Here is a 12,258-nt window from a genome sequence, read left to right as displayed (position 1 = left end):
GCTTCACATTAGTCAATTCTAACAGCTCTTAGAGAGCTTTAATAATTCTGAATTGGGATTATTTAATCAGCGTCATTTTTTTAACGTAGACATTTTCACGTGTAATCAACCGGTAGATATATACTCCGCTAGATAATTCCGAAGCGTCCCATTTGAAGGTATGGGTACCTGCATTTAGTTCTTCTTTATTGAGAATGGTTGCTACTTCCCTGCCTAACATATCATAAATGGTAAGACTTACTTCATTTTGAATAGGTAATGAGAACTCTAAGTTTGTTGTTGGATTGAAGGGGTTGGGGTAGTTTTGGAAAAGTTCTAAAGAACTGGGCATATCTTTAGCATCTTCACCAGGTTCAATTATGAGTGAAAACCGAGACATGTCCGTTGATGCTGTACTGGTTAATATCGGTTTCGACTTGGTATTATAATTTGGTGCTACTTTTCCATAAGCACCTGAAAAATTGAAAGGGTAGATGCTTTTTTCAAACAGCTCGGTCTCGGTACCTGTTTCAGAATCAAATAGAAAAATTCTCCAGCCTGAAGGGATATTTTCCATGGATGAAACCTCAAAGTTCAAAGCCTTGGATATTGAAAATCCTTGTGTGAATGCGTTCACAGATAAAGGAATTTCTATAGGTACACCAAAATCTCGTGGCAAGTTATTTATGGCATATTTGTTTCCTTCGTAGGTTATTGAGCTTAGTTCAAGGTATGTCCCGACACCGCTCATGGGCAATAACTGATATGCATCATCTTTATCTTTTCCCATCATAGCAGATTCCGAAAACATAAAATGAGCCGAAGTTTTTAAGTGGTCATCAGAAAGAGTAAGAGAAAACATTGGATGTGAACTAGCTTCTTCCGGGTTTGCCTTTCCAACATAAGTTCCTCCGGTACTTTTAGCGTCTTCTTCAACTATTAGTGATGGAGAAGTATCATTGGCTTTAATCCAGAAGCCCTGAAACGGGGCGATAAGTCCACTTCCTAAATCTCCGGTAGTTCCGTTCCATGTTTTGTATTCACTGGTAGCATAATCCCATATATATATAGTTGCATCAATATTTGTTTTGGTCCAATTGGCGTCATCCCAGTCTATAGTTGCGGCATATGGATTACCAACTAAATTCCAACCCGAATCAGCGGTTGTGGTATAGGTAACATTAAAATCAATGGGGCCTTCATGTTCTTGACCTTGTACTTCCAGTGTAATTGGAAAGGTGTTATTGTATCTACTGTCTGCAGATATATCTCCGAAAATGTAGGTAAATAGTCCTCTTCCTTCAGTTAAGTCAGTAGATGCACTTTCAGGGGCTCTCCATCTTTGATTATCGGTTCCAGGATAACTTTCATCATAATAAAGCACATTTGGCATAAGAGTATCGCCAGGATTTGAGCCTGTGCTATAAAAAGCGCCCGAATATCCCTGAGTAACAATACTATCAAGGAAATCATCATAATCAGAAGCAATGGGAGAAGAAAGTAATCTAGATCCGTTAGAGCCTGTAATCTGATGCCTCATAATTAAATCGCCTGAAGTAATAGTCTTTGAATTAGCTATTAGGTTAGTTCCATACTCAATGGTGAAGGATCCATTTGTCAATGAGAGAGTGCCTTTAACTTCAAGGTCTGCATTGAGGTAAACTCCATCAGCATTATCTATGATCAGATTTTCAACCTCCGATGGAAGGCCATTTCCTACAATTTGAGAGGTATATCCATTGTATGAATAAGAGCCGGAATTGCTAAATATTCGGGTTGTGGTCTGAATATTTCCAGAATCTCCGGAAGAATTAATCCCTTCAGTTGAGCCAATCTCAACAGTGCCATCGATAACCTGGAAGGTGCCTGATCCAGTTATCGTTTCTGACCCCATTGTCAATACTCCACCAGTCTCGATAGAAAACGTTGCGCCTGAAACAGTAACTGACATCTGATCCTCTAAATTAGCACTACTAACCAAAGTAACAGTATGTCCGTTACCAATCACAATGGTAGCATCAGTTGTATTTCCTGGGTTAGAAGAGGCTGCAATTCCAGAATGTCCTGTTGTTGACCAGGTGCTATTAGAATCCCAATTACCATCAGTAATGCTGTAAAATGTCGTACTCCCCACTTTAGTAAAGTTTTTTGCATGGTCTTCTGAAATTTCTCCACCATCATTACTAAAGAGGTCATTCATAGTAATTTGATATTCTACATCCTCTGTTAACGTTGATACAGTTAACGTTACTTCTGTACTATCACCACTAACATCTAAAGAAGCACTTAGTATGGTTATTCCTCCATCTATGTCATAATTCCCAGTATTTTCTACAGATGATTGTTCCATGCCTTTACTGAAAGTGATAAGTACAGAATTTAGAGAGGGGGCACTTGCTGACATAGCATAAGGGGAAGAGCTGCTGATGTTTTCATTTCCACCGCCACTTATTTCCCCTAAAACATCAAGCTGATCGTCTTCTTCGATAGTTACATTTGCCTCTTCATCAATAAGTAAATAACCTTCAATGATAATGGTATTTTCATCATCACCATCTGTGCTTAGTACAGATCCCGAATCTACCTCCACATTATAGAAAGTGATATCTGAGTCGGAGTTTATAGTTTGAGTCGAATCACCACTAAAAACTACCGTACTATTATTGGCATCAAAGTTATTACTGTTTTGTATGTTAAAGTCTCCTTCTAATGTGATTGTTGCAGTCCCGGCGTCAACTTTCCCTCCTGAGGTAAAAGAAGCATCTCCTCCAATTTTAAGATCACCCTCATTAAGCTCAAAACTTCCTCCATTAGTAAGACTAGCACTTCCATCGATATTAATAGTGCCTGTATTAATGGTCAGATGACCATTAGCATTAAAATCAGCATCTCCTACTATGTTCACTACTGCATCTTCTACATTAAAGTATCCTCCTGCACTTACAGATACATCTGACATTATATTTACTAGTCCGTATCCAAAGTTGACGTTTCCCGAGTTTCCAATATAGGTATCTTCATAAAAATCTATGGTTCCCGTATTAAGATTTATAACTCCTCCTGATTTAACATCTACTGAACCATAAAAACTAGTTTCTGCATCATCACCATTATAAACACCATTTATCGTAGCATTACCGTTTATTATGACTGTTCCGCTCTGCGCATTGATTGTGTCTCCACTAGAAATAGAGAATTCTCCGTTAACCGTTAAGGAACCATTGCCCACGTTGAATTTGCCTACAATTTCTGTTTTGATTTCTTGAGATTCTGAACCAATGGTAAAGCTTCCCTCTGTAATATTAATCTCTGTATTAACTGAGTTCATCGTAAATGACGGACTATTATCTGAGCTCCCGGTCATTTCAACGTGGCCATTTATGACTTCTATGCTCCCCGCCGAATTTATTCTTAGATCATCACTTATCGAGAGTGTTGCGTTATTCCTGATTTTGATTTTATCACCGGGATTGCTGTACCATTGGTTTATTTCTATCGATTCAACCGTTACATTAGTAGTAATTACAGGATAGGGAGTAGTATTTCCTTTTAAAACAACCTTTGATGAAGAACCTGGAACTTCATTTGTGCTCCAATTATCGGCGTTATGCCAGGATGAATCCACAGCTCCTGTCCATAGCGCTGTTTGAGCTATCAAAGAATTGGTAGGAGCAATGAAAACTAAGATTAGAAAAAAACTGAATAGAGAAAATTTCATTGCACGCCAAAATTACGTACATCCAATAAGCAAGTATAGGCATCAACAGCACTATGAAATATTTCTAACGGCTCAATATTAAAAGTCTTTAATTATTAGAGGCCACTAATTCTAATAATCCAACTCAAGTGGTTTTAAAAATACTTCAAATTAATTCAAATTAAGAGTAGTTTTAATTTCTTGAACTGTTAGGCTAACCAACGAAAAAGATTTATGAAAGGAGTTGTACTTGCCGGGGGAACCGGATCCAGGCTTTATCCATTAACAAAGGTGACAAATAAACATCTGCTACCAGTTGGTGATAAACCAATGATCTATCATCCTATTGAAAAACTTATTCAAGTTGGTATAGAGGAAATACTGATTGTTACCGGTACTGATCATATGGGAGATGTTGTAAACTTACTAGGGTCAGGGAAGGACTTCGGCTGTAGATTCACTTATAAAGTACAAGACGAAGCTGGAGGTATTGCCCAGGCTCTGGGTTTAGCTGAGAATTTTGTTGGCTCTGATTCGGTGATAGTGATTCTGGGAGATAATATATTTCAACAATCATTGGAATCAGCTGCGCAAAATTATTCCGGTTCAGGCGCCCAAATTCTTATCCAGGAAGTGCACGATCCACAGAGATATGGAGTAGCAGAGTTGAATGGGGAAAAAGTGGTATCTATTGAAGAGAAACCAGAATTCCCTAAATCTAATTTTGCTGTAACAGGGATTTATTTTTACGACTCAAAGGTATTTGATTGCATTAAAATCCTAAAACCTTCAGGAAGAGGTGAACTCGAAATAACAGATGTGAATAATTTCTATATCCAAAAAGGGGAGATGACTAGTTCTGTACTTAAAGGCTGGTGGACCGATGCAGGAACTCCGAGTTCATATAAACTTGCAAACGAATTAGCGTTAGGAAATCGATGAAACTTTTAATCACAGGGGCATGTGGTCAACTCGGTAAGGAGTGGGTCATTTTTTGTGAGAAAAAAGGGATTGATTTCCAGGCTTATTGTTCTGAAGAATTAGATATAACAAATATTTCAGAGCTAAGAAGTATAGTTGAAAAAGATAAGCCATCAGCTTTCATAAATTGTGCAGCATATACAAATGTTGATAAAGCAGAGGAGGAAAAGGATCTCGCTTTCAAAGTGAATGCGTATGCTCTAAAAGAGATTTCAAACACTTGTAAGCTAAAGAATATAAAGCTGGTTCATTACTCCACCGATTATGTATTTAATGGTTCCCACGAGGATAAAGAGAGCACCCCTGAAGGCTATTCTGAAGAACACGAGACCTCTCCAAAAAACGTGTATGGTCTTTCAAAACAAGGGGGCGAAGAAATAATACGAAAGTCAGATTGTGAGTATTTGATCCTTAGAGTCTCATGGCTTTGCGGTGAATATGGGAATAATTTTGTAAAGACAATGCTCAGGCTTGGTGAAGAAAGAGATACATTGAAAGTTGTTAATGACCAATTCGGAGCTCCTACATTTACGAAGAACGTTGTTACGAATACATTTTCACTTTTAGAACAAAACTGTAAGGGTTACTTCCATTTAAGCTCGTCTGGAATCACGAACTGGTTCGAGGTGGCCAACGAGATTTTCAGACTAAAAAAAATGAAGGTAGAATTACTACCTGTTTCTTCAAAAGAGTACGTTACTAAGGCCAGTCGCCCTTTTTTTTCTAAACTAAGTACTAAAAAAATTAGTACCATTCCCGGCATTGAAATCATTAGTTGGCAGCAAGGCTTAAAAGAACTATTAAACACAATCTAATCGATGAAAATCACCAGTGCTAGAATACCTGAGGTCAAGATTATTGAACCGCAGGTATATGAGGATGATCGAGGATATTTTTTAGAGTCCTTCCGTAAACAAGTTTTACTAGAGCATGGTATTGAGATGAATTTTGTTCAGGATAATATTTCAAAATCCTATAAAGGAACAGTTAGGGGATTACATTATCAGCTAGAAAAACCGCAAGGAAAATTAGTGCAATGTATTAAAGGGGAAGTACTGGATGTTGCTGTTGATGTAAGAAGAGCTTCCAAAACTTTTGGAAACTATGTTGCCGTTAAGATCAGCGAAAAAAATCATAGACAAATTTATATACCTGAAGGTTTTGCTCATGGTTTTTCTGTTTTATCTGATGAAGCTATTGTGCATTACAAGTGTACCGACTATTATGACAAAGACTCTGAGAGAGGCATTCGTTGGGACGACCCCTTGATCCGTATTAACTGGGATATATCTAGACCAATTCTTTCAGATAAGGATCGGCGTCAGCCACTTTTTTCATCCCTAAAAGAAGAAGACTTATTCTTATGAAAATCATCGTTACAGGTGGTGCAGGTTTTATTGGTTCAAATCTTATTCTCTACCTTTTTGAGAAGAATAAGGACTGGCATATCTACAATATTGATAAATTAACCTATGCCTCTGATAGGGGATTCCTTGACCCATTAAAAGACTCTGAGAGGTATCATTTTAAAAAGATTGATTTAGTAGACAGAAAAGCAGTTCAAGATGTAGTTAAGACTTTCCAGCCCGATGGAGTTATTCACTTGGCAGCTGAGTCACATGTTGATAATTCTATAGCAGGTCCGGAGCCTTTCATTCTCTCAAATGTAGTGGGAACTTTTAATATCCTTGAAGAGTGTAGACAACTTTGGGGAACTGGCGAAGACTCTTGGAAGAATAATCGTTTTCTTCATGTTTCTACTGATGAGGTTTATGGGGAGCTGGAAGATGATGGGCTTTTTACAGAAACCACTCCTTATGCACCTAATTCTCCTTATTCTGCTTCAAAAGCAGGAAGTGATATGATCGTAAGATCTTACTATCAGACATATAAGATGAATGTGGTAACCACTAATTGTTCTAATAACTACGGTCCCCATCAGCACGATGAAAAGCTCATTCCTACTGTAATTCGTAATGCTGTGCAACACAACCCAATTCCCGTTTATGGAAAAGGGCAAAATGTACGAGATTGGTTGTTTGTCAAGGATCATTGCAGAGCATTAGAAACAGCTTTTCTGAAGGGTAAAGCAGGAGAGACTTATAATGTGGGGGGCAATAATGAATGGAAAAATCTTGACCTCGTTGAGAAAATCTGTGAACTACTCAATAGTGAACTAGGAAAGGGACCGAAAGGTGATTATAAAAACCTGATCAATTTTGTTACTGATCGTTTGGGCCATGATTTTAGATATGCTATTGACGCCTCAAAAATTAAAAAAGAACTCGATTGGGAACCCTCTGGTTATTTTGATGGAATGCTGCGAGAAACCATTTTGTGGTATCTGGACAAGTATCAGGAATCAATAAAGAAATAGCAGAAAAATGAGTAGAAAATATTGGTTGTGTAAATCAGAGCCGGAAAATTACAGCATTGACGAATTAGAGCAAGACAGTGTAACTCCTTGGGATGGAGTAAGAAATTATGCGGCCAGAAATTTTATGAGAGATGAAATGGAGGTAGGAGATCTTGCTTTCTTTTATCACTCAAACCAGAAGCCCCCGGCCATTGTTGGAATTATGGAAGTATGTAGTGAGCCATACCCTGATGCGCTTCAGTTCGATAAGGATTCAAAATATTTTGATGAAAAGAGTTCAGAGAGTGATCCGCGGTGGGTAAATGTAGATATGAAGTTTGTTCAAAAGTTTGACACCCCTATTGGAAGAGATGAGCTTAAAGCTAATCCTGCTTTGGATTCAATGGAAATGTTCAGGATTGGCAGGCTTTCGATTACCCACGTTACTGAGGAAGAGTGGGATGTAATTGTTGGGATGAGATAATTCTAAAATCAGTTTAGAACTAATCTGCTCTTAATGGTTTCGGATAATGTTATAAATCATTCCTAAAGGGTATTTATTGCATTCATCCAGGGGTCAATACCATTTTTATAATGAGTGCTCAAATAGTTAATCATTACTTCTGGATAGATAGTTTTCAACGAATCTGAGGGGTTGTTGCCAGTCCATTTTTTTGTAGACATCATATAATAAATACCTGAGTTGGGCAGAATATGAAACTCCGCATCCCCAGAATGATTGGCCCCTGCTCCAGGGGGTTCTCCAACAACAGTGCAGTTGGTGTTATAAATTAAATCATCGAGAAAGTTAATAGCCGCAGAAAATGTAGTTCTGCTAGTAAGCACAAAAAGCCGCGTTTCTTGATTTATTTCCGGATGTCTCGTTATTACATCTATAAGTGGTTCATACAAAGTATTATTTCCTCCTAAAGTATTCCTCAGGTCGATAATTAACCCCTTTGGATTAGAAGACGAAAGGAGGGTGTCAATGGTATGACTTAAGCTCTTAATCGTGTTATCCGAATCTATGTCTTCAATCAAATTAAGCTCTACTTCTATAAACTCATTAGCATGAAGCTTAAAATTTGATCTTCTCATTTGAGTAAAAGCGGGTGTGCGTATATCGGTAGGTTTTAGCGTCCAGAATCCCCAAGTGAAAAAAGGTTCAGGCTTTATCAAAATGGAAACAGGGTGTTCGTTTTCCAGGTAGGTTACTTTTACCTCTTTCTTTTCTTGATCAAGAATACCAAGGGAAGAAAGAAGGTTCACGTTATTTATGAAAAAGTTAAAGCGATATTTGGCGTTCCAAATATTTTCAGGGCCAGTAGATTCGCTAATTTCTTCGAACAATTTTTCAATTCCTATGCCTTCTATTTCGATGATTCTTTTTCCAATCAGATCATCGTATTTACTAAAAGCATCGAGAACGAAATACCCGTCGCCAAAGTAGTATCCATAAAGGGGCAGGTAAGCAGATTGATTAAATGCTTGAAATGGGAAAATGAATGAGTGTCCATCCTCCAATAATCCAACCATAGAAGTAAGCTGTAATAGCTTTTCATCTCTGCTCGTATTAGTCAGGTTAGCTTCAAAAACTGAAAATGCTTTTTCTAATTCCGTATTAATTTCTGGTAAATAAGATGGGTGCGTTCCTATTGTTTCTTTCAGATAATTCAAGTCTTCATTCCATTCTGAAGCACTTAATGGGGCAATTGGAGTTATGGGTATTAAAGATCTATAGTCGATGGTTATTAAAATGGTAAGAACCAAAATCAGGCCACTAAATAGGAAAAGCAGAGATGCTACTATTTTTGAGAATAGTTTTTTCTTCCAAAGGAAAGCTCCAGTCATCCAAAATCCCCCAATAACACCAAGAGCCAATCCAGCTAAACCTAATCGAAATAAACCGCCAAAGGGTTCAGGAAAACAATAGATAAGGATGGAAAAAGAGACTATAAGAAGTAAGGGGAAAAATGCTTTTGTAATCTTCATTATTGATTATCAGAGCTTCGTAGCTTTGTATTCCATCGAATTACCTTGAATTGAGAACCCAATTCTAAATTCATCTCCTTTTTCGATGAGTTCAAAATCTTTTTTGAACTCATTCAGGTTCTCATACTTTTTTCCATTCAAAGACACTAAATAGGAGGGAGGAGTAAATTTTACTGATCTGATATCCTTAGGTACTAATGGATCGGCTTTTCCTCCAATCCTGATACCTTTTTCATCCTGCATTAAAAAGAGACCTAATCCCTTTAAGGCTTCTCCACCGGGTCTTCCTCTAGCCACCGTTCTGGTAGGCCGGGTATTTTCTGTATTAGCTTCAGAATTATAAGAAAGAGCCTGATCGGGATTATTAATTACAGACTCGATCCAATCTACATAAGTGGAAACTCGTGTATAATATTCGGTCGCTCCATAAGTGCCGGGGCCATTTTTTCCGGGTTGACCTCCTGAGCTTATCCCAGCGATCATTGGTTCATCTCCGTTTATAATAAAAGCAGGGCCACCACTATCTCCGGGCCCAGCGGTACCTTCAAGAGCGGTTCCATAAGGTGGCTCGTCAAAGCCGAATACTATTTTATCCACGGTAGCGCGGTCTATTACATTTGTAGCTCCACGTTTTTTCCCGTCTGTGACAAAAGTATTTTCGTTTCCTGTTTTGGAATCTCCATGACCTACGATTACAATCTCTTTTCCAGGTTCGTCAGTTGATCGATATAAACCTACCGGATCAATGGTATCAATTGGAGTTTTTAGTTGAATTAATGCAATATCGCCTTGACTCATTGGTTGGAAATTAGGGTGTAGAAAAACTTTTTCTACCGATATACCGATAGCTTCATCATCGAAATAGATTTTTAAATCATTTCCTTCTCGTTGAACCATCCCACGTGCTACATGAGCTGCGGTAATTATCCAATCAGGTTTAATTAAGGTACAGTCTCCCCCTCGTTTGCCTACTTTACATACCGAAGGAAATGTTGCGCCTAGTTTTAGATATTCACTATCAGGCACATCATGTCTTCTAACAATTTCGGTTGGAGTAAAAGTGAAAGCTGTACTTAAGGTTAGTAGCAGGATCAATCCTGTTTTTTTCATAAAATGATTTCCCTTTATTTGAGTTCACTAAATTTTAACGCATTAACAGAAATAAGTTATTGAGCAGGGATACAAAGCTTAAGCTTGTATGTGAACTACCCTTTTTCAGTGACGAGAATCTTCTTTCTTATGACGAATGATTCAAAACTAACATGGATAGCTATCCAATTTTTATTGGCAGGACTTATTCTGTTTAGCTTAGTAGGTACCTTTCAGGAGTTACGCTTTCTTTTTTTGATGCTACTCTTAGTAAATTTTGGTGCTCTTATACTCACTAATCTGATTATTTATAATTTCAGTAATAGGGTAATCTCCTCCATAATTATCAATGTTATTGGTGTTGCTGTTTTTTTTATTCTGGGTCTGTTTTTTCGTGATACACTCAGCTTTGAAATTATTGAAAGCATTGCGTCAGAAGATGGAGCAAAAGTAGTAGCTGCCAGGTTGGTTTCTTACGGAGGGCTTGAATTTGCTTTGATTTATGCACTGAACGCAATATTCACTTACATACCATTTCTTGAGTTTAAACGAACAGTATCAGGACAAGAGATCGGTAATTTCTCAAATAACTTATTTTCAATAAGGATTGGGAAAAAACTTCATCTTATCCCGTTTGATGAAATAGACTTTGTGGAAGCAGCTGGAAATTACCTGCAAATATTTTCCGGAGGTAAGAAATATACAGGCCGATTAACACTCAATGAATTTCATACTAAAACTAAAATCGAATATTTAGTAAGAATACATAGGTCTTATATCGTGAATGTAAATCAGATTCGCGAGCTTGAAACTACTTCGAACGGATATTATGCGATCTTAAAATCTGGTAATAGAATTAAAGTGGGGAAGCAATACAAAAGCGATCTTATTTCTAGTCTGGGAATAAAAATTTAAATCCCAGATCTGTCAATTCTTAAACGGGTTACTATACTTCTCATCAGTAAGTACTTTTTCGTCAGTTAGGGTATGTAGAAAAGCAACGAGCGCTTCTTTTTCCTCTTCATTAAGGCCTAATCTAAGCACCTCCGCAACACCTTCTTCTCCATCATCAAGCGTTTTCAGTCGAAAGTTGAGATTGGGATGATCTTGGACATTATCACTGTAATGATCCACTACTTCTCTTAATGTCTCAAATCGACCATCATGCATATAGGGAGCTGTTTTTGCAATATTTCTTAGGGAGGGTACCTTAAATAGGGCATCATCACCAGATATTCCTGTTACTTCACCTTTGCCGTTGTCCAAATAGCTTAGATCCAATCCATTATTTTTTGCAATGTCGTTTACATGTTGGGGGGTACCATGACAATAAAGGCAAGTTCCACCATTACGTCCTCTATAAAAGATATCCATACCGAGGTTTTCCTTGGCGGTGAAATTTGGGAAATCTGGCATTTGTTCTTCGTCCTCAGGAAATCCTGCCGCTATAAAACCTTCATCAAACTTAGAATTGAACGAAACAATAGATCTTGTAAACTGAGATAAAGCTTTTGAAATATGTTCAGAAGTCACTTCTGAACTGCCGAAAGCATGTTGAAATAAGATGGGGTAGTACTCCAGGTTCTGGAGCTTATTTTCTAATTCTTTTAAGTCCATTCCCATTTCAATGTGATCCTGGATAGGAAGTAACACTTGTTCTTCTAGGGTGACAGCTCTTTCATCCCAGAAGAAAGCCTGATTCTCATAAAAACGGCTGTTGATGAGCGTCATCGAATTTCTTCGGGTAGTTTCTCCATTTAAACCGATGCTAAATTTCCTTGGATCAGAGAATGCAGCACTTTGCTCATGACACGAGGCACATGAGATGGTATTATTTGCAGAAAGGTTTTTGTCGTAAAAGAGAACCCTCCCCAAAGTAGCTCCCATATCGGTAATAGGATTGTTCTCTGGGGTATTATCCGATTCATTAGCTTCAGATGAACGATAATGTTTTGGGAGTTGGATATTTGAGTAGTTAAAAGGGGTTGCGTCAAGATTAAGTGCTTTGTTCAGAACTACCATTTCTGCTTCAGTGAATTGAGTACTCTCAAATCCCTCATCTTCGACCAGGATTTCATCTGCGCAGGAAAACAAGAAGCAAGTTAGGAGGAGTAGAATAGGGGCCTGTTTCTTCATTGAGTTGAGTTTTGTTACTTATCTAATG

The 12,258-nt window shown here is 37.9% G+C and carries 10 protein-coding genes; 6 read left to right on the top strand and 4 right to left on the bottom strand.

The window, feature by feature from the left end; genetic code table 11:
* Positions 1–58: 58 nt before the first annotated feature.
* Positions 59–3,697, bottom strand: coding sequence for a T9SS C-terminal target domain-containing protein (locus tag ED557_02745; GenBank protein RNC85708.1), 3,639 nt, complete (start codon positions 3,695–3,697; stop codon positions 59–61).
* A 213-nt stretch (positions 3,698–3,910) separates the two neighbouring features.
* Between ED557_02745 and ED557_02740 the strand changes: the two genes are divergently transcribed.
* From ED557_02740 to ED557_02720, 5 genes are read left to right on the top strand one after another with little or no spacing between them, the layout of a single operon-like run.
* Positions 3,911–4,618 (top strand): spore coat protein, encoded by a 708-nt coding sequence (locus ED557_02740; protein RNC85707.1) that lies wholly within the window; start codon positions 3,911–3,913, stop codon positions 4,616–4,618.
* Positions 4,615–5,472: a dTDP-4-dehydrorhamnose reductase gene (gene rfbD, locus ED557_02735; GenBank protein RNC85706.1), complete on the top strand. Its 858-nt coding sequence runs from the start codon at positions 4,615–4,617 to the stop codon at positions 5,470–5,472. Before ED557_02740 ends, rfbD begins: the two co-directional genes overlap by 4 nt.
* Before the next feature lie 3 nt (positions 5,473–5,475).
* Positions 5,476–6,024, top strand: coding sequence for a dTDP-4-dehydrorhamnose 3,5-epimerase (gene rfbC / locus ED557_02730; GenBank protein RNC85705.1), 549 nt, complete (start codon positions 5,476–5,478; stop codon positions 6,022–6,024).
* Positions 6,021–7,034, top strand: coding sequence for a dTDP-glucose 4,6-dehydratase (gene rfbB, locus ED557_02725; GenBank protein RNC85704.1), 1,014 nt, complete (start codon positions 6,021–6,023; stop codon positions 7,032–7,034). The genes rfbC and rfbB overlap by 4 nt, the downstream gene beginning before the upstream one ends.
* Positions 7,035–7,041: 7 nt before the next feature.
* Positions 7,042–7,497: an EVE domain-containing protein gene (locus ED557_02720; protein RNC85703.1), complete on the top strand. Its 456-nt coding sequence runs from the start codon at positions 7,042–7,044 to the stop codon at positions 7,495–7,497.
* Between the two features lie 62 nt (positions 7,498–7,559).
* Here ED557_02720 and ED557_02715 read toward each other — a convergent pair whose 3' ends face one another.
* Both ED557_02715 and ED557_02710 read right to left on the bottom strand, forming a co-directional pair.
* Entirely contained in the window at positions 7,560–9,005 is a 1,446-nt protein-coding gene (locus ED557_02715) for a hypothetical protein (GenBank protein RNC85702.1), read from the bottom strand.
* A gap of 9 nt (positions 9,006–9,014) precedes the next feature.
* Positions 9,015–10,115, bottom strand: a complete 1,101-nt coding sequence (locus ED557_02710) for a hypothetical protein (protein RNC85701.1) — start codon at positions 10,113–10,115, stop codon at positions 9,015–9,017.
* A gap of 129 nt (positions 10,116–10,244) precedes the next feature.
* On the opposite strand from ED557_02710, the gene ED557_02705 reads away from it, so the two are divergent.
* A complete protein-coding gene (locus tag ED557_02705) occupies positions 10,245–11,009 on the top strand; it encodes a LytTR family transcriptional regulator (GenBank protein RNC85700.1) in 765 nt (254 codons plus the stop codon).
* A 12-nt stretch (positions 11,010–11,021) separates the two neighbouring features.
* Here ED557_02705 and ED557_02700 read toward each other — a convergent pair whose 3' ends face one another.
* Positions 11,022–12,230 carry a cytochrome-c peroxidase gene (locus ED557_02700; GenBank protein RNC85699.1) on the bottom strand — a complete coding sequence of 403 codons (1,209 nt, stop codon included), beginning with the start codon at positions 12,228–12,230 and terminating at the stop codon, positions 11,022–11,024.
* Positions 12,231–12,258: the final 28 nt, after the last annotated feature.

It is taken from the genome of Balneola sp. (assembly GCA_003712055.1).
Classification (GTDB): Bacteria; Bacteroidota; Rhodothermia; order Balneolales; family Balneolaceae; genus RHLJ01.
The sequence above is the reverse complement of the archived record's forward strand: the minus strand, read 5'-3'. Positions and strand labels throughout refer to the sequence as shown.

Excerpts from the sequence above, each read along its gene's own strand:
- ED557_02745 (RNC85708.1), bottom strand. The coding sequence starts at position 3,697 with ATGAAATTTTCTCTATTCAGTTTTTTTCTAATCTTAGTTTTCATTGCT.
- ED557_02740 (RNC85707.1), top strand. The coding sequence starts at position 3,911 with ATGAAAGGAGTTGTACTTGCCGGGGGAACCGGATCCAGGCTTTATCCA.
- rfbD (RNC85706.1), top strand. The coding sequence starts at position 4,615 with ATGAAACTTTTAATCACAGGGGCATGTGGTCAACTCGGTAAGGAGTGG.
- rfbC (RNC85705.1), top strand. The coding sequence starts at position 5,476 with ATGAAAATCACCAGTGCTAGAATACCTGAGGTCAAGATTATTGAACCG.
- rfbB (RNC85704.1), top strand. The coding sequence starts at position 6,021 with ATGAAAATCATCGTTACAGGTGGTGCAGGTTTTATTGGTTCAAATCTT.
- ED557_02720 (RNC85703.1), top strand. The coding sequence starts at position 7,042 with ATGAGTAGAAAATATTGGTTGTGTAAATCAGAGCCGGAAAATTACAGC.
- ED557_02715 (RNC85702.1), bottom strand. The coding sequence starts at position 9,005 with ATGAAGATTACAAAAGCATTTTTCCCCTTACTTCTTATAGTCTCTTTT.
- ED557_02710 (RNC85701.1), bottom strand. The coding sequence starts at position 10,115 with ATGAAAAAAACAGGATTGATCCTGCTACTAACCTTAAGTACAGCTTTC.
- ED557_02705 (RNC85700.1), top strand. The coding sequence starts at position 10,245 with ATGACGAATGATTCAAAACTAACATGGATAGCTATCCAATTTTTATTG.
- ED557_02700 (RNC85699.1), bottom strand. The coding sequence starts at position 12,230 with ATGAAGAAACAGGCCCCTATTCTACTCCTCCTAACTTGCTTCTTGTTT.